The following is a 22099-nucleotide window of genomic DNA, read 5'->3' on the forward strand; positions in this document are numbered from 1 at the left end:
CAGTCCCTAAGCAATGAGCGTAGCCGTCGCAATCTTTAAAAAGCTTGATAGGAGTGGTTTTCTCCTATCAGGCGAGCGACGAGCGCAGCCATTGCCATACAAATAAAAGGAACTGAAAAAGTGGTTTAAAACTTTTTCAGTTTCTTCATATTCACTACGGGGCACTTCGGAAATGACAACCGAAGTCAAAGATCGGACTTCTGTTGTCATTCCTCCACTGCCCTACGCTCGTGACCAAGGCGCTTGCGCTTTTCTTATAAGATGTCAATATTTTATAAAAAATAGTGTTTTTTTTAAAAGACATAAAAGCGCTTACATTCTATGATGAATATAGATTTAAAAATTAACAAAAATTTAAGGGGGATAAAAAAATGTTTAAAAAAGGTTTATTAGTATTACTAGCTTTAGCATTAGCGTTTGCTCTCACAGCTTGTGGCGGTGACGATTCTGCATCAGGTTCTGGTGAAGGTACAATCGGTATTTCCATGCCAACCCAATCGTCTGAAAGATGGATAGCAGATGGAGACAATATGGTTGAACAATTTGAAGAATTAGGATATGAGACTAACTTACAATATGCTGAAGATGTCATTGAGAACCAAATAGATCAGATTGAAAACATGATTACAAGAGGTGTTGATGCACTTGTTATCGCTTCCATTGACGGAGAAGCTTTAACAGAAGTACTTGATCTGGCAGCATCTATGGATATTCCAGTTATTGCATATGACCGATTAATCCGTGGTTCTGAGCATGTTAGTTACTATGCTACATTTGATAATTTCCAAGTTGGGGTACTAAAAGGGAAGTACATTGAAGAATATTTAGGGCTAGAAGATGGTGAAGGTCCATTTAACATTGAATTATTTGCAGGATCTCCAGATGACAACAATGCATACTTCTTCTTTGATGGTGCAATGTCAGTCCTTCAACAGTACATTGATAGTGGGCAATTAGTAGTTCAAAGTGGTCAAACGGACTTCCAACAAGTAGCTACACTAAGATGGGACGGTTCAGCTGCTCAAGAGAGAATGGATAACCTATTAAGCGGGTTCTACACAGACCAAACTTTAGACGCTGTATTATCCCCATATGATGGTATCAGTATTGGAATCATCTCATCATTAAAAGGGGTAGGATATGGTTCAGATGATCTGCCAATGCCGGTTGTAACGGGTCAAGATGCAGAAAGACCATCTATCGTTTCTATCATTGCAGGTGAACAAACGCAAACAATCTTTAAAGATACAAGGGAATTAGCGTCCAAAGCAGTTCAAATGGTAGACTCCCTCCTAAAAGGGGAAGAAGCGGAAGTAAACGATACGACAACTTATGATAACGGTGTAAAAGTTGTTCCTTCTTACTTACTAGAGCCACATTCCGTAGATATTAACAACTACAAAGAAGTTTTAGTCAATAGTGGATACTATGATGAAAGTGATTTTGAAGAGGAATAACACTAACTAAAGCACGGATGCGATTTAGTGATAGTTTTCAAACTATCACTAAATCGTTATTTCAATATAATAAGTAAAACGTTTGTATTGGAACTAAATGGGTAAACCATATAAGTTAACATCCTAGGAAGTGGGTGATCGAATGTCTGACATAATTCTAGAAATGCGAAATATAACTAAAACTTTCCCTGGTGTGAAAGCCTTAGATAACGTAAATTTTCAAGTGGAACAGGGAGAAATCCATGCCCTTGTGGGTGAAAATGGTGCGGGGAAATCCACCTTAATGAAAGTGTTAAGTGGTGTTTACCCCTTTGGAACCTATGAAGGGGATATCTTGTTTGAAGGGGACGTTTGTCATTTTAAAGATATCAATGAAAGTGAAGAAAAAGGAATTGTTATTATTCACCAGGAGTTAGCATTAATTCCTGAGTTATCCATTGCTGAAAATATTTTTTTAGGTAATGAACAATCGCAAAAAGGAATTATAAACTGGAATTCTACCATTATAGAGGCTACAAAACTTCTAAAAAAAGTTGGATTAGCAGATTCTCCCCGTACATTAGCAATGGACATTGGAGTGGGGAAACAACAATTAGTAGAAATTGCAAAGGCTCTGTCTAAGAAAGTGAAATTATTAATACTTGACGAACCTACTGCCGCACTAAATGAAGAAGATAGCCAGAACTTATTAAATTTATTACTGGAATTTAAAAAACAAGGAATGACATCTATTATTATTTCACATAAACTCAATGAGGTTTCTTATGTGGCTGATAATTTAACGATACTAAGGGATGGAAAATCCATCGAAACACTTTCATTAAAGAAAGATAACGTATCAGAGGATCGAATCATTAAAGGAATGGTAGGCCGGGATCTTGAAAACCGTTTTCCACCTAGAGAACCAGATATTGGTGAGGTAGCCTTTGAAATTAAAAATTGGAATGTGGATGATCCCCTTCATGCAGGACGCAAGCTTATATCAAATGTGAATTTTGAACTGAGAAAAGGAGAAATTGTTGGTATTGCCGGGCTTATGGGAGCAGGAAGAACGGAATTGGCAATGAGTATTTTTGGAAAATCCTATGGTAAGAACATTTCGGGACAAATTATCAAAGACGGTAAAGAGATACAGATAAATAATATTAAAGATGCCATTGACAAGGGACTAGCTTATGTAACTGAGGATCGGAAAACATATGGGTTAATACTCATTGATGATATTAAACGAAATATTTCTTTAACCAGTTTAGAAAAAATTTCGAAACGGAGTATTATTGATAAGCACAGAGAAGTGAAGGAAGCAGAAGACTTCCGGAAGAAGATGAATATTCGAACTCCTAGTTTAACTCAAAAAACCGGGAATTTAAGCGGTGGGAATCAGCAAAAAGTAGTATTGAGTAAATGGATGTTATCCGAACCGGATATTTTAATTCTTGATGAACCTACACGTGGTATCGATGTGGGGGCAAAATATGAGATTTATAATGTTATCAATCAAATGGCTGCGGAAGGGAAAGCAGTTCTCGTGATCTCCTCTGAACTACCAGAATTACTTGGACTTTGTGATCGGATCTATGCCCTCAGTGAAGGGCAAATCACTGGAGAGGTAGCAAGGGAAGAGGCGAATCAAGAAACGCTAATGAAGTATATGACGAGAACAGGGGGAAACGGACATGAAACTAGCTGATTTACTTAAAAATAATATGCGACAATATGGAATGATTGTTGCGTTAATGTTCATTGTACTTTTATTCAGTATTTTATCTGATGGAATATTATTAAGACCATTAAATGTTACTAACCTAATTTTACAAAATAGTTACATCCTTGTTTTAGCTATCGGGATGGTCATGGTAATTATCGCTGGACATATTGACTTATCGGTTGGGTCTGTTTGTGCATTTGTAGGAGCAATTGCAGCTATTCTAATGATAGATTTGCAGATTCCTACAGGGGTAGCAATCGTTTTATGTTTAGTTTTAGGAGCTATCATTGGTGCATGGCACGGTTTCTTTATTGCATATATGAAAATGCCATCATTTATCGTAACACTCGCAGGAATGCTTTTATTCAGAGGATTAACAATGGTCGTTTTAGGTGGTCAGTCAAAATCACCATATCCTGATGAATTCCGTTTAATCAGTTCCGGATTCTTGCCAGACATTCCGTTTTTCGGGTTCACATCATATCATGTTTTAACATTACTCGTGGGAGTAATATTATCTCTTTTAGTAATATTTAGTGAACTGAAGAGTCGACGTGCGGAATTAAAGCATGACTTTACCGTTCTACCTAAAGGATACTTTATTGCAAAACTGGTCACGATGGTTGCTGTTATTAATGTGTTTACTTTTGTGTTAGCCTCATACCGCGGTATTCCGAATATTCTTGTCATCCTATTTGTACTTATTGTATTATTCACATTCATCATGAATAAAACTGTAATAGGACGACATATTTACGCAACTGGAGGAAATCAAAAGGCGGCTGAATTATCCGGAGTTAAAACGAAACGCGTAACATTCATGGTATTTGTAAATATGGGTGTTCTCTCTGCATTAGCTGGTTTAATTTATGCAGCACGTCTAAACGCAGCAACACCTCGGGCGGGTACCATGTTTGAATTAGATGCGATCGCAGCTGCTTTCATTGGTGGAGCATCAATGGCCGGTGGTGTTGGTACTATTATTGGAGCTGTAGTCGGTGGACTTGTAATGGGGGTTATGAACAACGGTATGTCCCTCATTGGTGTAACTATTGACTGGCAACAAGCTATTAAAGGTTTAGTGCTACTGGCAGCGGTTGGATTTGATATATACAACCGTAATAAATCTAAATAATTTCTGAAGAACCACCATCCATCTTATTGGGTGGTGGTTTTTAAAAAAGTTAAGAATTTATTAGTTTGTGCACATTCGGGCAAGTTATCTAGCTCCAGCGCCTAGTCGCTGCGGGGGGCTTTTCTTTCAGCAACGGGCATATACTTCGATCCCAAATTCCTTCACATGGATCAGGAAAAAATGATTATCCTATATAAATAGGATACGAATAGCCGGGAATAGGGTGATGTAAATGCCGGAACTGCCAGAAATGGAAAACTACAAAAAATTACTGTCAAATAGAATAGTGGGAAAAACCATTGATTTTGTTGAGGTTACGAGGGAAAAAACAGTTAATTTACCACTGTCTCAATTTACCTCAGAAGTGGTAAATTGCCGAATTGTTGGAATAGAGCGAAGAGCGAAATATCTTATATTTCAGTTGAATTCAGGGAAAAACCTTGTGGTTCACCTTATGTTAGGTGGACTAATCTATCTAGGAACGGATCAAGATGCTCCAGATAGAACAAAACAAGTTACTCTATCCATTGGCTCCATGAAACTCTATTTTATAGGACTACGACTCGGTTTTTTACACCTGCTATCGCGTCAGGAACTGATTAGTCTGGTTCAGGATCTTGGGCCAGAACCTCTTGACGCCTCTTTTACATTGCCTGTTTATCAGGATGTCGTGAAAAAGAAGCGTGGAATATTAAAAACGACATTATTGAATCAGAAGGTATTATCCGGAATTGGAAATTTATATTCCGATGAGATATGTTATCACGCCATGGTATTGCCGGGAAGAAAAATCAGTGATTTAAATGAACAGGAGAAAATCACAGTATATCATAGTATGAAAACAGTTTTACAACGGGGAATCCAACTAGGCGGCTACATGGATACACCTGTGTTTAAGGGGGATACGTTGACTGGGCAGTATAACGATCATTGCTACGTGTATGATCGGGAAGGGGAATCATGTCAACGTTGTCACGGTACTATCGTTAAAGTTGAGATCTCCTCCAGAAAATCCTTTTATTGTCCCCAATGTCAAAAGTGATGATAAATAGTAGTTTTGTCACCTGTTTAAATAATGCAGGTGGCTTTTTTATTGTATGGATTGCAGATAAGATCGTCCAGTACTGTTGGTATATGTAAATTTTTTTTTTAGTCAGATAATTTAATGTATTATTTTTCACAATGTGGAGAATATAAAAATAATTTCAAGGAAGGAGTGATAATTTTGGAAGTAGATATGACTGTAGATGAAGTGTTGGATCAATTGCAACAATTAAAAGAAGAATTGGGGGTGCTAAATAAAAAGAAACTGAAGAAATCCCATCCAAGATTAATGAAGAATGCTCTTTATCATTTTCCTAACTGGCAATCTGCTGTAGATGATATTTCATAAGAAGGAACTTAGGACAACATAGGTCTTTCGTTAGTGGGTACTAAAAAGAGCCATCACGGTTGGAGGCTCTTTTTAGTATGTTCGTATTCCATTAATTAGAATGATTTAATACTTTATCATAATAATTATTATCCAGTATTTGAGAAGAGTAATAGAACTTGCTGTCTACAACAGATGAAATCCAATCCACATAATCATTTTCAATGTCAGTACCTTCTATTGGTATAAATTCTCCTGTCCTTGCATTATACCGTCCATAGTCCGTAATGAAACTTCGATCCTGAAAGATAACAAGTGGATCACTTTCAGAAAAAATATCTGTTCCCATCATTAATCTAGAATCATACTCTAGTCCAAGTAGGTTGGAAAGGGTGGGTAAGATATCTAAACTTGAGCTTGGTTTATCAATCGTCTGAGGTTCCATTCCTTCTGTGTATAGAATAAATGGAGCCTGGTGAAGTTCAAACGTTTCATCTACCGGGTTGCCGGCAAGTTCTTCAATTTCTTCATGTTCGAGACCATAAGGATAGTGATCGGTGCTGAGTGCGATTAGTGTCCGGTCCGCAATCCCTTTCTCATGAAGCTTGCTCAAGAGATATTCTAAAGCACGATCCAACTCAATTTGAGTTGCAATGTATGCTCTGGCTGCTGAAGACAATGGAAGATCATCCACGTAATGACGGTTTTTATGCGCCATATTATTCCCACTGAAATTATACTGTAAATGTCCACTCACAGTCATGTAATAAGCGAGAAAGGGTTCTTCATTTATATATTCAGGGATAGTGATTTCCATCATTTCAAGGTCTGATCTAGGCCACGCCTCTTCCATAATGAGACCGTTTCCAATTCCTTTGTAATCATATCCCATATTTGGGTGGGAGAGATTCCTATGGTAGTAGGAGTAAGAGTGATTGTGATATGCGACAGTTTTATAGTTAAGAGTATTCAATTGGTTCCCCAACACAAAAGGTTGTGCAATTTCCGAAGACTGGTGAAAACTCCATACCCCGCTTTTTGGAATTAACCCTGTCAAAGCCACATATTCCCCATCAGAGGTGCTAACTTCCCATAAGGGGGTATAGAAGTTGGTAAAATGATAGCCTTCATGAACTAATTTAAACAGAGTTGGTGTAAGCTCTTCATGGACCGCATAGGGGGAGAAAGCCTCTGCTGTGAGTAGGACGAGATTATATCCCTCATATTTACCGGTAAAGTCATTTTTTTCTGTCGGTGGAACACTTTGAAAATATTCATGCATCTTTTTGAGAGTATCATTATCTTCTGTGGATATTAGTGAATCAAAATCAATATCTAAAACATTGTATTCCACTTCATCTTCGTATATTTCATCGGAGATTTTCGTGTTTTCAAGACCCTTTTCCTCAGTTGTATAATCATGGTCTGGTTCTGAAATGATTGCGATAGGTTCAATGAATGGTGAAGACACCTCAATGGTAGGTGACCAGCCAGTTAAATGCCTTTGGAAATCAATACGCATAGTCGTTATCAGACCTAATCGTTCCACGGAAAGGAATGAATTATTTGTCTTGAAGTAGAGGTCATGAGCGGAATGTTGTTCTTTTCCCCCGCCAAAAACTGCCGCAACTCCGATAACATGAAATACGATAACCATTAAAATAAAAATGGTTCGGTACTGCCATTTCATGCGTTCAAAGGTAAAGATTTTTTTTCTCAAAATAATCAGCAAAACGGCCGGGAAGAACAGTGTAAGGATCCAAATAGTATTTTCTGAGAGGAGTGCAAGAATATCCCGCCAAAATCCCATGAGTTGTGAGGCATTACTTGCAGAATACATGCTATAGAAGGTGCGAAAAGTGTTGTGATAAAGAAGTTGGGAAGAAAAAATAATTGCTGTGAAGACCAGGAGTGAAGTTGCAATGATATAGTTAGCTGTTTTTTTATAAAATGTCGAAAGTAAGAATAGTATTATCGCAAAAGAAAAAGAAAAAAAGATAGATAGCAGAAACCCAAAGGAAAATAGACGTCCTGTGGTGGCAATCCTTAATAAACTTTCCATATAGAGAATGGATAAAAAGAAGTAAAACAATAAATAGTTTACCTTTACAATATTTAACATATTTAAACCCCTTTACATATTCTAATCTATTTTGACAATATTTTCGATAGAATTATGACCGCTAACATAAAAAAATAGATTAACGATTGATTTATCTCTTAGTCGGTAACGACTTAAAAAAGTTTTCATTAATTGTGAAATTATATTGTTCACGAAATTGTGCGGGACCAGGTCCCGCACAAATGTTGCTAGAAAGAATAAGACGACGGGAATTCGGAAAGGGTGGGTAATAGATTGCTATTAGTAATCATTAACACTAATCCATTGACTTTATAGTAAGCTCACCTTAATATAGTTATACGGGTAGGGGTATACTAAATCTACGTTCATAGTTGAAAAGGAGGATTCTCATTGTTTAAAAAACATATACCGGCAATGGAATGGTTGCCAAACTATAATAAATCAAACTTAAGGGGAGACGTTTCTGCTGGGTTAATTGTAGCTATCATGCTGATCCCACAAGGAATGGCGTATGCCATGTTAGCCGGTATACCGCCGGTGATCGGACTATATGCATCAACAGTTCCCCTGATGATTTATTCACTGTTTGGAACTTCCCGGCAATTAGCGGTAGGACCTGTTGCAATGGTCTCCCTACTCGTTTTGTCAGGGGTATCGGGCCTTGCTGAACCAGGTTCCAGTGAATATTTATCCCTTGTCCTTCTGTTAATGCTTATGGTAGGACTTATCCAACTGCTGATGGGAATCCTTAAGTTGGGGTTTTTAGTGAATTTCCTATCCCATGCGGTGATAAGTGCATTTACTTCCGCAGCAGCAATCATCATCGGTATGAGCCAATTGAAACATTTATTAGGAATAAACTTGACCTCAGGGGAAAACATTTTTTTTATCCTTTCTGAATCCATTAAAAGAATTTCTGATACAAATCTGATTACTTTAAGCTTAGGCGTAACTGGAATTATCCTGTTAGTTCTGATGAAAAGATTAGTTCCGAAAATTCCAGGACCCCTTGTCATTGTCGTAGTTTCCATATTGGTGGTAAGTTCGTTTCAACTGGATCATCAAGGAGTGAAAATAGTAGGGAATGTGCCACAAGGGTTCCCGTCACTCTCATTTCCTTCTATTACTTTTGGAAGTGTAGTATCATTACTTCCCATTGCATTAACCATCTCTTTTATCGGATTCATGGAATCCATCGCCATGGGAAAAGCGATAGCAGCAAAAGAAAAATATAAAGTGATACCAAATAAAGAATTAATAGGACTTGGGTTGGCCAATATAGGGGGCTCCTTTTTTTCAGGTTATCCTGTCACTGGTGGCTTCTCCAGGTCAGCCGTCAACTATCAGGCAGGAGCAAAAACACCATTAGCCACAATGATTACTGCATTAATTATCAGTTTGACACTGCTGTTTTTTACTGGCGTTTTTTACTTTCTTCCAAATGCCATTTTAGCAGCAATTATCATGGTCGCAGTTTATAGTTTAATTGATTTAAAAGAAGCCAGATACTTGTTTCAAATACGTGCTTTGGATGGATGGACATGGGTGATAACCTTTCTTTCCACCATAACGTTAGGGATTGAGCAAGGTATCTTTATTGGTGTCTTATTTTCTCTCCTTATCTATGTTTACAAAAGCGCTTATCCCCATATGGCAGAATTGGGATATTTGCCTGAAGAAAAAGTATATCGAAATATTAAACGATATCCCGAGGCGAAAGTGGATCGAGAAGTGATGATTTTTCGAATAGACTCCGCACTGTTTTTTGCAAACATGACATTTATGGAAGAAAAACTATGTGAACGCATTTTGGAGAGACCGGAAACTAATTGGATAATATTAGACTTTTCAGGTGTTAATTCCATCGATGCAGTGGCTATTCATTCACTGGAGGAAATGATGGAGACGTGCGGAAGAGGAGAAATAGACTTTCATTTTTCAGGTATAAAAGGACCTGTAAGAGATTTACTCCGAAAAGCGAAGTGGGAAGAAAAATACGGTGACCGTATGAGCCATTTATCTATAGATCATGCATTAAGGTATATAAAGGGGGACAAGGGAAGTGGAAGATCTGCTAAATAAAAATAATGTGGAGTTTTACAATCAAATAAAAGGAGAGAATCCGTCTTTTTTTACAGATTTAAGTAAAGGTCAAGATCCAGATTATTTTATCCTTTCTTGCAGTTACACTAGAATCGAGGTTTGATAGTTGCATTCATACCTCTAGGGGTAATATAATGAATGTTGAAACTTTGGGGGGAATATGGATGAAAAAGATGATGATATATACGGCACTTTTACTATTCTTTATAAGTGTTATGGGTTGTGAAATGTCATCCGAAAGTGAAATCCAAGAAATTAGTACGTCAGAATTAGCCCAGTTATTGAAAGGTGACAATCAGGACTACTACTTTGTGGATGTCCGGGAAGAAGATGAATATAATGAAACTCATATAAAGGAAATGGTCAATGTCCCATTAAGTACATTAGATACGGAGTATTCTAAGATTCCGGAGGACAAGACAGTGGTTATTATCTGCCGCAGTGGTAACAGGAGTCTTCAGGCGGCCAATCTTTTAAAAGAGAACGGGTATAAAGATCTCATTAATGTAAAAGGCGGGATGCTGAAATGGGATGGAGAAGTAACCGGATAACGATAAAGAAGGGTGTTGTATGAATACATTGATGATATTTACTTTAACTATAATGACAGCACTCAGCATTGTAGTTTTTCAAAGATACTTTCCGGTGCGGGGAGTAAAAATGGTGAATCCCCAAACTATTAACAATGACGTGACCGTCTTAGATATTCGTGATTACAACGAAGCCTATAAAAATGAAAATAAAGGGATTGTAAATATCCCGTTACCGTATTTAAATCGATTTTACAGTGAAATTAACGGAGAGAAAATTTTGGTTTTGTCTTCTGACAGTGTGGGGAAAAACCTAAGTGTCCGGTTTTTAAGAAAAAAGGGGTTCAAAATAGAAGGATATTATATAATGCACGATAAAAAGTGTGACACATTATTCTGTACGATAAACCGAAGGAGAGAATGTCGTGAATTATAATGATCAAATGAAAAATAGAATGAAACGAATTGAAGGACAAGTTAAAGGGATTTTAAGGATGATGGAAGAAGGAAAAGACTGTAAAGAAATTGTTGTACAAATGTCTGCTGCAAGAAATGCGTTAGATCGCACTCTCGGATTAGTGGTAAGTACAAACCTGGAACATTGTGTTCGGGAGCAAATGGAAAAGGGAGAAGAAACAGATACTCTTATTCAAGAAGCGGTTAACCTATTAGTAAAAAGCAGGTAAAACACTAGTGGGAAAGGGTTTAACATTCGTGAACGAAGACCATTGTCGGAGATGAGGGCATTGCTGTCTTTTTTAAAAAAAGGCCTTCTGGAATTTTATAGCTCCACCGATATGGTTACTGTAAAACTAGAGTAAAGATGTTGACATCTATTTTTAAACCATTTATTATACCTGTAGGGGTATATGGAAGGAGGATGCCAATATTTTTTTAGTTTTGTATATACCTATACGGGTATATGTAATTGGAGGGAGTAAAATAAAAAAGAAGGTGAGTGAAAGACATGGCAGATCCAAAAAAGACAACGATCGTATTATTCAGTGGAGACTATGATAAAGCAATGGCAGCTTACATCATTGCTAATGGAGCCGCGGCTTATGATCACGACGTAACTATTTTTCATACGTTTTGGGGATTAAACGCTTTACGCCTTGATAGTCCTATTTCCGCTCAAAAAGGATTTCTTGAAAAAATGTTTGGGAGAATGATGCCCCGTGGAGCAGATAAAATGGGGTTATCAAAGATGAACTTTGCAGGGATGGGGCCAAAAATGATTAAGCATGTCATTAAAAAACATAATGCAATGACATTGCCCCAACTAATTGAAATGGCCAACGAACAAAATATTAAACTTGTTGCATGTACGATGACAATGGATCTTCTTGGCCTTCAAGAGAAGGAGCTAATGGATGGAATTGACTATGCGGGAGTTGCTGCCTATCTAGGAGATGCGTCAGAAGGAAATGTGAACTTATTTATTTAAAGTACAATAAATAGACAAGGAGATTAATCATGGAAACAGTAGTATTATTAATTTTGATTTCAATTATTGGCGTCTTTCTTTTTCAAAAAATCTTACCTGCAAAAGGGATTACACATATGACAACCTCAGATTTAAAAAAACTGAAAGACAAAGGGAAATACGAATTTGTGGATGTTCGTACTCCTTCAGAATATAAAGGGAATCACATTAATGGATTTAAAAACATTCCCGTACATGAATTAAAGCAGCGGGTACATGAATTAAACAAAGAGAAAGAAGTGATAGTCATCTGTCAAAGTGGAATAAGGAGTAACACAGCAGCAAAAATATTAAAAAAAATGGGTTTTCCTAAAGTAACCAACGTAAAGGGAGGCATGTCTTCTTGGATGTGACAGATGTAATTAAAAGGAGGGGAATAAGGAAGGGGAGAGATGACACCTTCAGAATAACTTGAATTACTTCGTTTCGATGTAGTTAAAATGTCAGGCGGAATTATCCAGTGGGATGAGAAAGTATTAATACTTTAGGAGGGTATGTATGATTAATACAGATAAAATTCTGGACGCAAAAGGACTGGCATGTCCCATGCCTATTGTAAAGACGAAACAAATAATGAATGAGCTTTTACCAGGGGAAGTATTAGAAGTTCAGGCAACAGATAAAGGGTCAACTGCTGATTTAAAAGCTTGGACAGAGCGAGTTGGTCATCAGTATATTGGAACAATAGATGAGGGAAATAGTCTAAAGCATTATGTGCGGAAGGCTAGTAAATCGGAAGAAAAAAAAGAAACAACTTATAAGGATATTGTATCAAATGATGAATTACTTGAGCAGATTCAATTAAACAACAAGTTAGTAATAGTGGATGTTCGTGAAGAAGCGGAATATACTTTCAATCATATCCCAGGAACATTATCCATTCCCATAGGAGAGTTAACGAATCGACTTCATGAATTAAACGGGGAAGACAATATCTTTCTAGTTTGTAGAACGGGTAATCGAAGTGATTTAGCAGCGCAACTATTAGTGGAAAACGGCTTCAAAAAAGTAAAGAACGTAGTACCGGGAATGAGTGCATGGAATGGTCCAATGGAGAGTGGTGTTTAAAAGAAAATGTTAAATCTCGGTGGACATTAAAATAATGGTATGAGGGATTACTATTTTTTTGATTAACTAAATACTATGGGGGGTATTATGGTGTCGGTAAAAGAAATTAGTGCGAAGGATATTGCAAAAAAAGTAATTGAAAAGGACCCGCTTTTTATACTAGATGTTCGGAATGAAAGTGACTTTCAGGACTGGAAAATAGAAGGAGAAAGTATTACCCACCTCAATGTTCCATACTTTGATCTATTGGACGGAGTGGACGGGATACTTGATAAAATTCCTATCGATAAAGAAGTCCTTGTAGTCTGTGCTAAAGAAGGTTCATCTCTTATGGTGGCGGAAATGTTATCGTCAGAAGGAATAGATACAGCATACCTTAAAGGGGGTATGAAGACATGGAGTGAACATTTGGAACCGGTGAAAATAGGGGATTTATCTGATGGCGGGGAATTGTACCAATTTGTTCGGCTTGGGAAGGGTTGCTTATCGTATATGGCAGTGTCCAACAGGGAGGCAGCAGTCATTGATTCCATTAGGACGGTAGAGGTCTACTTGGATTTTGCCGAAAAAAAGGGAGTAAAGATAACCCAAGTTATGGATACTCATCTGCATGCTGATCACATTTCCGGAGGTAGAAGGATAGCGGAAAAGACAGGGGCTACTTATTGGCTCCCGCCAAAGGATGCAGAAGAAGTACAGTTTTCCTACGAGCCATTAAAGGATGGAACTAGTATTAACATTGGAAATACGACCTTGGCTATTCAATCTTTGTATACTCCAGGTCATACAATCGGTTCCACATCATTTGTGGTCGATGATCGGTTTTTATTAACTGGTGATATTCTTTTTGTGGATTCGATAGGTCGTCCTGACCTAGCTGGATTAGCTCAGGATTGGGTCGGAGATTTAAGGGAAACACTTTACCGTCGATATAAAGAACTTTCTGGAGAGTTACTTGTTCTTCCCGCCCATTTTATGATCATGGAAGAATTAAATGGAGATGGAAGTGTATCAGCCAAGCTAGAAGAATTATTTGCAACAAATCACGGATTAAATATGGAAAAGGAAGAGGAATTTCGCAATTTAGTAACTGAAAATCTGCCACCGCAGCCAAACTCCTATCAAGAAATCCGGAAAACAAATATGGGTAAAGTGAGCCCGGACGAAGAAGAACAACGGGAAATGGAGATTGGTCCTAACCGGTGTGCCGTCCGTTAACAAATAGACAAGAATTAGACAAGGACCTGGTCCCGCACAAATTTATGACAATTTAGAAATCTGTCACTATATTGTGCGGGACCAGGTCCGTGAATTCCAAGTGATTCTATTCTACGTGTACGAATTTAATTCACTAATAAGCAGTTCAAACTGATTCGGATCTTCAAATCGATTAGGGTTCCAATTTGCCTGAATCCAATCTCGGAGTTCTGTTGGTGTTTCAAAAAATTCTCCGGTCGTGTCGGCATTCCTCAACATGTATCTTCCGTTATCTTCATCGATAGTAACTTCACATGGTAGTGCCCCATCCTTCGCCTTAATTTCAAACTCCATCCTTTTACCATCTCCTTGTGTCTTGTGTCTTGGCTTTGGCTTCTTTACTTAAAATAGTTTGCAAATATTCACCACAAAATACACCTCTTTATTCAAAAATTTACAAACTGATAGAATCTACGATAATTATTTTTTCAAAAATAAAAAAAAGGTGTAACATTATTTAGGTGCAGACGTTTAAATTAGGAAGGGAGGGGCGGAATGAAGAAGGACACAAAGCAGGATGAGTTGGAACAAATCTATTTAATATTCGCCAAACCCCTTTATTTTTACCTTCTAAAACTGACGGGATCCCATCATACAGCGGAAGAATTGGTCCAGGAAACTTTTTATCGTGCCACATTGTCCCTTGATTTGTTTCATGAGCAGGAAGTGAAAAGCTGGCTATTTAAGGTAGCCCGAAATGCTTATATGGATGAATGGAGGAAGCGGAAGCGGTGGAAATGGGTTTCCTTTTTCGAACAGGTGATTGATTCAAAGGAATTTCTTAGTCCTTATGGAATACCTGAGGAGGATTTAGCAGAAAAAGAAAAATTAGGGGAGGTTAATGATGTCTTGGAACTTCTCCCTGAACAATACCGATCTATTCTGTACTTGCGGGAGCATGAGGAATTTTCCTACGAACAGATTGGAGAAACATTAGAGCTGTCGGGAGATCAGGTGAAAATAACTCTCTACCGGGCAAGGCAAAAATTTAAGACACTTTCACAGCGGATGGGCAAAACCTTTTAAAGATACAGTGATACATTAATATGACATTACAGTAGGGGTGGAGTGATACTAGTGGAATGGAATGAAGAAAAGGCACAACAAATACTAAAAAAGCATAAAAACCGTTTTTCATTGAGGCTTTCGTTTAAAATAATTCGCGTAGGCGTATCGATCCTGTTTCTTCTTTGGATTTATCTATTAATTTTATCAATCGTTTATCACACTAGTACGGTTAGTGAACGGAATATATTTATACAGAAACTGGCTATCGACTGGACAGATGCGGAATATACAACGGATATTGGGCTTTGGGATGGAGACGCAGATATTTCTCCGTTTTTTACACAGCGAATTGAAATCCCTATTGAGCGGCGAATTGGAAAAACAAATTATGTAGTTTCTAATGCCACATTAACGAAACCTGTCATATCAGCTTTTTCCCATTTTGAAATCCAAAGACCATATCCATATGAATCCAATGTTGAAAGGTTTCGATTTTTTCTGCCATATCATCCGGAAACAGGAAAGAATTTGGGAGGGAACCAACCTCATGGTGTTTGGGAGACATTGGAGATGATTCATGAAGGGTACGTGGGAGATTTTGCCTTCTCCACCGATGACTATCATTCACCTGAAGAATTAATAAATTTGCTGGAAGACTATGATCTGGATATCCTTTGGATGCCTTTGTATATGGGAGAATACGATTCTTTCAGTGAGCATGGATATAGTGGAGGAGGTAATTCCATGTCCTTACATCAACAGTGGGGATTATCTGGGGCGAGGGAAGTATCCGAAGATTACATGGGTGGCAGTTTAATAAGAGTTTTGGATGGAGGTTCAGTTGAAGAAAGTAAAGAAGCAATGCTTCAGAATATGGATTTCTTGCTGAAAAACCATAAGAAGAATGCGGAGCAATTACTTGGAACGCAATATCTCCAAGAGCGATATGATTACTTGCATAGTAATGGGTTTCAAGTTTACGGGGCTGTAGTAACGGGACCTGTTAAGGAGTTGTTAAAACTCCGTGAGCAGGAGGGAATTCACAGTTTTTATCTTGGTGAGTTTAAACCATGGAATTGGAGTCAGTAAAATGTATGTGCTATCCCATCTTAGGTAGAGAAAAATAAGTGTATGCATTCACTAATTTTAAATCACAAAATATAAAAAATGAGGCTGGGACATAACTAAAGTGTTTAATTGAAAATCCGAACAATTTTCCGTAGCTAATGATTGCATCGAATATCAGCCCAATCGGATTTTTCATTGATTAAAACACTGTCCCAGCTTCTCAATTTTAGTGATTTAGGACAAATCTTAAATGGATACTATTAACTAAATTGAGCAAATGCGACTAAAGAACCTTTATCGCAGGAAACAAAATTATTTTTTTCATAAAAGTGTCTCACATCAGGAGCTTCTTCGGTCAATAGAACTTTTTGACGGACATTTTTATACTTTTCCAGGATTTGTTGAATTAGTTGAGTTGCGATACCTTGATTTTGATACTCATTTAATACAAGTATATCTTGTATATATATTATTGTTAGTCCATCTCCAACAACACGAATTAATCCCACTAATTCTTTTCCGTTCCAAGCAGATATTACTTCTAAAGACCGTGAAATTGATTGATGTAAAACTTCTAAATCCTGTGTATATGCATACCACTTTACATCATTATATAATCTTTCTAATTGTTCTCTACTAATATCATTATTGTTATTAAACGTTATCGACATTTATAACCCTCCTCAAATTTTTATTTTGTTGAGGATTTTCGTAATCTTTCCACTGTCTTATACCTCCTTTCAATTAGTTCTCTAGTTGTATACTATTTCCAATCACCTTCACCATAGTCCCGTTTTAATGGTTGACAATTGAGTATCCAAAAAACTCCCCTTCAACTAGTCGCCCGGTTTGCTTATCAGAAGCAACTTCTTGTGCTATCACTCTCCGCTAGTGAATGAACTTCCTTTGTGTCTTTGCTTAAAACCCCTTATTAAAAGGACAAAGGAGATAATAAGTAAGAGTATACTAAATATAAAAAATCCAATAGCATATGTAGTGATATTTTCTTCGGGTACATTGTCATTTATTTCGAAGGTTAAAAAGTAAACTCCTATACCATCTCCATCAACATCAGTCCCTAGTGACCATAATTCTAATCCTTTGTTAAACGATAAAACGCCAATTAAAATCAGAACACCTACCAATAACCAACGACTTATAGTATTCATTGTGTCACCCTCATCCCTTACTCCTATTTTTTTGAAAAATTCAGTGCCTGAAATTCGAATCAAGTTACATATTAGCTCTTTAATTCAATAAAAAGGAGCATAATTCCTTCTTACACAGGCGAATAGGGACACAAGTGATGTAATCATTGTTCAAATAAAGCAGGTTCTTTAAGTACATAGTTCACAAAATCACATTAATACTGCTATTTATAAAACAAAAAGGCTCTAAGGTAAGAGCCTTTTGAATAGTTTATCTTTTAAATCCACCTTCTGAATGAATAATCTGACCTGTAATCCAATCTGCTTCATCACTCACTAGAAATTTAATTGTTTTTGCAACATCTTTCGGTTCCCCTATTCTACCAAAAGGAAACATCGGTTTTAATTGAGTTTTTATTTCCTCTGTCATCCAGCCCGTATCAGTTGGACCTGGGTTTATTGCATTGACTGTTATACCTAACGGGGCTAATTCAGCAGACAATGTAATGGTTAGAGCATCTACAGCTCCCTTTGTTGTTGCATATGCTAATTCACCAGGCATTGGTCCTTGAAACTGACCCGAAGTAATATTGACTATTCTTCCACCTGATTTCTTATCAAATCTTTGAGCAAATAAACTACTTAGTAGTGTCGTAGCTCGCACATTTACCATGTAATGTTTATCTAAAACTTCGGCAGTTATATTAGAAAAATCGTTGTTAGTTGAGTATGCTGCGTTATTAATCAAAATATCAGGATAACCAAGTTGTTCACATACTGTATCTAAAAGTTTTGCAGGTGCATCATATTGAGTTAAATCCAATTCCATACATGATACTTTCACACCTTTTGTCAATAATTCCTCTTTAAGTTTCAATGGCTCGTTTAAATTAATACTCCATGGCATTTTTTTATCATATTCCGTCCAATAAGTAAAAAAGATATGATATCCCGATTCAGCTAACTCCTTACAAATCGCTGCTCCAATCCCCTTTAGACGGCTTACACCTGTAACTATTACAATTTTATCTTTTAATTCGTTCATAAATATTCCTCCTCTAAATGAGGACGCATTAATAAGAACAACAGGAGATATAATTTTTCCAACTAAAAAAGACAGACACATAGGTCATCCATCCTCAAAAAAATGGGATTTTGAAGTCAAATAATGCAGTCCTTGAATAATTATAGACAGGTAAATAACCCTCATTACTGAGAGTGAATTTAATCCATCCAACACCTAATCATTACAAGTTCGTCCACATTAGAATCTTATCCCCTTTCAATATCTCCATTATCTATATCTTAACAATAAAGGATAAATAATACAAAATTAAATTTAACCCCATGTTAATTCAGTAAAACTTTCCCTAATTATTAGTCGTCTCATTAAAAGCAGGAGTTTCGGAGTAGGAAGAAAAGTCTATCAAATATACATTCTTATTCTTTGAAAAATATTCCCACTGAAAATCCAAGAAAAAGATACGTCTCAAGTCTTAGAAGAAATACTTCTGCGGGCAAATGTTTCCATTTGTTTCCTCCGTTACACTTGATAATGGAAATGAAAGTTAATATTATTCGCTGGAGAATAGAAAGAAGGAGAAAATATGAACTTATTAAAATTTATTGTAAAAAGAAAAGTATTGGTTGGTTTAGTAGCCGTCTTCGTGCTAATTGCAGGCAGTTATGCAATGATGAAACTAGATAAGGAGCTCTTCCCATCCTTGGATTTTGATGGGGCGTATGTGGAAGTAATTGCCGGGGATATGCCTGCCATTGAAGTGGAGCGTAATATTACCGACGTCATTGAAAGTAAACTTCAAGGGGTAGATGGGATTGATCAAATTCAATCATCCTCTTCCATAGGAAGAAGTTCGATTCAAATCATGATGGAGCGTGGTCGTGGAGAAGAACTGATAAAAGAAGTAGAAACGATTGTAAATTCAGAAACAGCCTCCATGAGTGGAATACAGTATGCGGAAACGGGACAGTATGGAACAAATCAGAGTTATGAATTTTTCATGGACCTCTCCGATGGGGATATGAAAGAGATGACGGAGTTTGCAAAGAATGTGCTTGAACCTCGACTAGAAGCTTTGCGGGAAGTGAGGGATGTTTCCCTCCTGGGCACAGAAGAACAAGAAGTAGTAATTGCATTTGATCGGGAAGAAGTTACTAAAAAAGGTTTAGATATCTCACAAGTAGTAGGTATGATCCAACAGGCTAACCAGGAAGTTACAGTAGGAGAATTGAGTGGTGAACAGAATTCCCCTTCCCTTAGATGGAATACAAATTTTGAAACAGTAGAATCTGTTGAGACCATGAAAATCCCAACAGAAGAAGGATTTATCGAACTACAGGATATTGCGTCCGTAAAAGTGGAACCGGTGTCGGGAGGAGTTAACGTCTGGAAGAATGGAACACAAGACTTTATCTTTGTCCAAATTGGTCGAGTGTCTGATGTGACTCAAATTGATATGGCAGAGGCAATCCGTGCTGAAGTGCAGGAGATTGAAAGCGAAGGCCTCGTAAGTGGTTTTAAGATGAACGAGATGGTTGCTCAAGCGGATTATGTTCAAGAATCAATAGAAGGTGTTAGTTCTAACATTCTCATTGGAGCTATTATTGCTGTTGTCATCTTACTCTTGTTCCTAAGAAATATTAGAGCAACGCTCATTGTTGGGTTAGCTATTCCCACTTCCATCTTGCTAACTTTCTTGAGTATGTGGATCTTTGATTACAGCTTTAACATTATTACATTAATAGCCTTAGGACTTGGAATTGGGATGATGGTGGATTCGTCGATTGTAATCCTTGAATCCATTTATCGGAAAAAAGAGGAAGGTCTTGAAAACTTTGAGGCAGTTATTCAAGGGACAAAGGAAGTGGCAACAGCCGTTATCGCCTCCATGTTAACAACGATAGTAGTGTTTGTACCAGTTGGGTTAGTTGGGGGAGAAATGGGCCAATTTATTATCATCCTTTCAGCGGTAGTGGCAATCACACTCATTAGCTCAGTTGTTATTTCCTTCACCTTGATTCCAACATTATCAGAAAAGTTTTTGAGAATAAAGGGAAAAGGGCAGCGGAAAGAGAGCCGATTGATTCGCACCTATAGTACACTCGTCTCCTGGATTGTCCGGAAAAAACGATACAGTTTCGCTGTTATAGCCATTTTCTTTCTCATGTTTGGAAGTTCTCTGTTCCTGGTGAATAAGATTCCAATGGCAATTTTGCCGGATATGTTAAATAGGTATGCGGAAATAGGAGTCAATGTGGACGCGGGGATGTCTGTGGAAGAAAAGGATGCCTTTGTAACGGACATTCACGAATCCCTTTCAGGAATTCAAGATGTGGAAAGTAACTTTATCATGGATAACGGAAATCTCTTCTATGTCATTGTAAACATGACGAAAGAAGATGCCATTACTAGGGATCAAAAAGAGGTTAACGAAGAAATGTTCAGTGCGTTAAGGGCATTAGATGAAAAGTACCCTGTTAATGGAGTGTTCAGTGCCATGGAAGGGGGAGGAGGATACCCTGTCCAAGTAAACATTAAAGGGGAGAACTTTGAGCAACTTCAGACGATTGCAGCAGATTTTATAGAAGAATTGAACAGTATTGAAGGAATAGTAGGGACAAATAACTCTATTGAACGTACGTCTACAGAAGAAATGATCGTTTTCAAAGAGGATGAGATAGAAGACGCCGGTTTATCTGTCATGCAAGTCAAACAAGTGTTAGAGCAAGCCTTTATGGATATGCCTGTTGGTGAAATGAAGTTGGAAGATGAGACAGTACCCATGTTAGTCAAGTGGGATAGTTCCATTGAAAGAAAAGGGGATTTACTGGACTTATCGATTCCCACATTCACCGGAGAAAAAGAATTGACCGACTTTATTGAATTAAGAAGTGTTTCCACACCAAATGAAATAAGACATGTTGACGGCGAACGCTACGTCACTATCTCCGCAGATATTGAAGGAAGAGATCTTGGCGCCATTAATCGAGATGTTCAAAGTGTCATAGATGACTTTGAGGCACCGGTTAATTACAGTGTTGCAGTGGCAGGGGATTTAGAGCAACAGCAGGAAATGATGATGGAAATGGTACTCGTTCTTGCGATTGCAATCTTCCTGGTGTACTTTGTCATGGCCGTTCAATTTAACCATTTGATTCACCCGATTATCGTTATGTCGGTTATACCAATGACCATCGTTGGGGTTATCGCCGGTTTATTTATTACACAGCGTGAACTTAGTTTGTTATCTGCGATGGGTGTCATTATGTTAATCGGTATCGTCCTAAACAATGCCATCTTATTAATCGACCGTACGAATAAACTGCGCCTGGAAGGGTATGACGTGAAAGACGCATTGATTGAAGCTGGGAAAAATCGAATACGGCCTATTTTCATGACGACGTTAACAACTGCAGGGGGAATGCTTCCATTAGCATTGGCGACAGGGACTTCTGGAAATTATCAAGGACCGATGGCAACAGTCATCATCTCAGGATTATTATTTGCCACCTTGATTACATTGGTGCTTATTCCAGCCGTTTACCGTTTATTTACTGCAACAGGAACTGGAATGACGAAATTATTCACCAAAAAAGGTGATAAAAAAAATGTCCAGAAAAAGGATGAAGAAAAACAGTCCATTGCCGCAAGTTAA

Annotated in this window: 22 protein-coding genes; 17 read left to right on the plus strand and 5 right to left on the minus strand. The window is 37.5% G+C overall.

Annotated elements, in window-relative coordinates:
- Window positions 1–371: 371 nt before the first annotated feature.
- The 5 genes from chvE to KS419_RS20840 all read left to right on the plus strand — a co-directional run bounded on the left by chvE (window position 372) and on the right by KS419_RS20840 (window position 5693).
- Window positions 372–1457 carry a multiple monosaccharide ABC transporter substrate-binding protein gene (gene chvE, locus KS419_RS20820; protein WP_217068540.1) on the plus strand — a complete coding sequence of 362 codons (1086 nt, stop codon included), beginning with the start codon at window positions 372–374 and terminating at the stop codon, window positions 1455–1457.
- 142 nt (window positions 1458–1599) lie between these two features.
- Entirely contained in the window at window positions 1600–3147 is a 1548-nt protein-coding gene (mmsA, locus tag KS419_RS20825; protein ID WP_217068542.1) for a multiple monosaccharide ABC transporter ATP-binding protein, read from the plus strand.
- The gene (mmsB, locus tag KS419_RS20830; RefSeq protein WP_217068544.1) at window positions 3134–4300 is read left to right on the plus strand and encodes a multiple monosaccharide ABC transporter permease; all 1167 of its coding nucleotides are present in this window, start codon (window positions 3134–3136) and stop codon (window positions 4298–4300) included. Before mmsA ends, mmsB begins: the two co-directional genes overlap by 14 nt.
- A gap of 232 nt (window positions 4301–4532) precedes the next feature.
- Window positions 4533–5342 carry an Fpg/Nei family DNA glycosylase gene (locus KS419_RS20835; RefSeq protein ID WP_217068546.1) on the plus strand — a complete coding sequence of 270 codons (810 nt, stop codon included), beginning with the start codon at window positions 4533–4535 and terminating at the stop codon, window positions 5340–5342.
- Window positions 5343–5525: 183 nt separating this feature from the next.
- A complete protein-coding gene (locus tag KS419_RS20840) occupies window positions 5526–5693 on the plus strand; it encodes a hypothetical protein (RefSeq protein WP_217068548.1) in 168 nt (55 codons plus the stop codon).
- A gap of 91 nt (window positions 5694–5784) precedes the next feature.
- Here the strand turns inward: KS419_RS20840 and KS419_RS20845 are convergent, their stop codons facing one another.
- Window positions 5785–7794 carry an LTA synthase family protein gene (locus KS419_RS20845; protein WP_217068550.1) on the minus strand — a complete coding sequence of 670 codons (2010 nt, stop codon included), beginning with the start codon at window positions 7792–7794 and terminating at the stop codon, window positions 5785–5787.
- 351 nt (window positions 7795–8145) lie between these two features.
- On the opposite strand from KS419_RS20845, the gene KS419_RS20850 reads away from it, so the two are divergent.
- From KS419_RS20850 to KS419_RS20890, 9 genes are all read left to right on the plus strand, one after another.
- A complete protein-coding gene (locus KS419_RS20850; protein ID WP_217068553.1) occupies window positions 8146–9837 on the plus strand; it encodes a SulP family inorganic anion transporter in 1692 nt (563 codons plus the stop codon).
- Window positions 9818–9961 carry a hypothetical protein gene (locus KS419_RS20855; RefSeq protein ID WP_217068555.1) on the plus strand — a complete coding sequence of 48 codons (144 nt, stop codon included), beginning with the start codon at window positions 9818–9820 and terminating at the stop codon, window positions 9959–9961. The genes KS419_RS20850 and KS419_RS20855 overlap by 20 nt, the downstream gene beginning before the upstream one ends.
- Before the next feature lie 61 nt (window positions 9962–10022).
- Entirely contained in the window at window positions 10023–10409 is a 387-nt protein-coding gene (locus KS419_RS20860) for a rhodanese-like domain-containing protein (RefSeq protein ID WP_217068557.1), read from the plus strand.
- 19 nt (window positions 10410–10428) lie between these two features.
- Entirely contained in the window at window positions 10429–10824 is a 396-nt protein-coding gene (locus KS419_RS20865; protein WP_217068559.1) for a rhodanese-like domain-containing protein, read from the plus strand.
- Window positions 10814–11074 carry a metal-sensitive transcriptional regulator gene (locus KS419_RS20870; protein ID WP_217068560.1) on the plus strand — a complete coding sequence of 87 codons (261 nt, stop codon included), beginning with the start codon at window positions 10814–10816 and terminating at the stop codon, window positions 11072–11074. The genes KS419_RS20865 and KS419_RS20870 overlap by 11 nt, the downstream gene beginning before the upstream one ends.
- Before the next feature lie 281 nt (window positions 11075–11355).
- Complete coding sequence (locus KS419_RS20875) at window positions 11356–11835, plus strand: DsrE/DsrF/DrsH-like family protein (RefSeq protein WP_217068562.1); 480 nt, start codon at window positions 11356–11358, stop codon at window positions 11833–11835.
- 29 nt (window positions 11836–11864) lie between these two features.
- The gene (locus tag KS419_RS20880; protein WP_217068564.1) at window positions 11865–12227 is read left to right on the plus strand and encodes a rhodanese-like domain-containing protein; all 363 of its coding nucleotides are present in this window, start codon (window positions 11865–11867) and stop codon (window positions 12225–12227) included.
- A gap of 145 nt (window positions 12228–12372) precedes the next feature.
- Window positions 12373–12942: a sulfurtransferase TusA family protein gene (locus KS419_RS20885; RefSeq protein WP_217068566.1), complete on the plus strand. Its 570-nt coding sequence runs from the start codon at window positions 12373–12375 to the stop codon at window positions 12940–12942.
- Between the two features lie 87 nt (window positions 12943–13029).
- Window positions 13030–14160 carry an MBL fold metallo-hydrolase gene (locus KS419_RS20890; RefSeq protein WP_246594315.1) on the plus strand — a complete coding sequence of 377 codons (1131 nt, stop codon included), beginning with the start codon at window positions 13030–13032 and terminating at the stop codon, window positions 14158–14160.
- A 111-nt stretch (window positions 14161–14271) separates the two neighbouring features.
- Here the strand turns inward: KS419_RS20890 and KS419_RS20895 are convergent, their stop codons facing one another.
- Entirely contained in the window at window positions 14272–14493 is a 222-nt protein-coding gene (locus KS419_RS20895; RefSeq protein ID WP_217068570.1) for a hypothetical protein, read from the minus strand.
- Window positions 14494–14694: 201 nt separating this feature from the next.
- Between KS419_RS20895 and KS419_RS20900 the strand changes: the two genes are divergently transcribed.
- Together KS419_RS20900 and KS419_RS25575 are read left to right on the plus strand one after the other, a co-directional pair.
- Complete coding sequence (locus KS419_RS20900) at window positions 14695–15225, plus strand: sigma-70 family RNA polymerase sigma factor (RefSeq protein WP_217068572.1); 531 nt, start codon at window positions 14695–14697, stop codon at window positions 15223–15225.
- 51 nt (window positions 15226–15276) lie between these two features.
- Complete coding sequence (locus KS419_RS25575) at window positions 15277–16296, plus strand: anti sigma factor C-terminal domain-containing protein (protein ID WP_217068574.1); 1020 nt, start codon at window positions 15277–15279, stop codon at window positions 16294–16296.
- Window positions 16297–16535: 239 nt separating this feature from the next.
- Here KS419_RS25575 and KS419_RS20910 read toward each other — a convergent pair whose 3' ends face one another.
- The 3 genes from KS419_RS20910 to KS419_RS20920 form a co-directional block, all read right to left on the minus strand.
- A complete protein-coding gene (locus KS419_RS20910) occupies window positions 16536–16946 on the minus strand; it encodes a GNAT family N-acetyltransferase (protein ID WP_217068575.1) in 411 nt (136 codons plus the stop codon).
- Window positions 16947–17153: 207 nt separating this feature from the next.
- Window positions 17154–17444, minus strand: a complete 291-nt coding sequence (locus KS419_RS20915) for a hypothetical protein (protein ID WP_217068577.1) — start codon at window positions 17442–17444, stop codon at window positions 17154–17156.
- A gap of 250 nt (window positions 17445–17694) precedes the next feature.
- The gene (locus KS419_RS20920) at window positions 17695–18468 is read right to left on the minus strand and encodes an SDR family oxidoreductase (protein ID WP_217068578.1); all 774 of its coding nucleotides are present in this window, start codon (window positions 18466–18468) and stop codon (window positions 17695–17697) included.
- Window positions 18469–19030: 562 nt separating this feature from the next.
- Here KS419_RS20920 and KS419_RS20925 point away from each other — a divergent pair.
- Window positions 19031–22099: an efflux RND transporter permease subunit gene (locus KS419_RS20925; protein WP_217068579.1), complete on the plus strand. Its 3069-nt coding sequence runs from the start codon at window positions 19031–19033 to the stop codon at window positions 22097–22099.

Source organism: Evansella tamaricis, from assembly GCF_019042215.1.
Classification (GTDB): domain Bacteria; phylum Bacillota; class Bacilli; order Bacillales; family Salisediminibacteriaceae; genus Evansella; species Evansella tamaricis.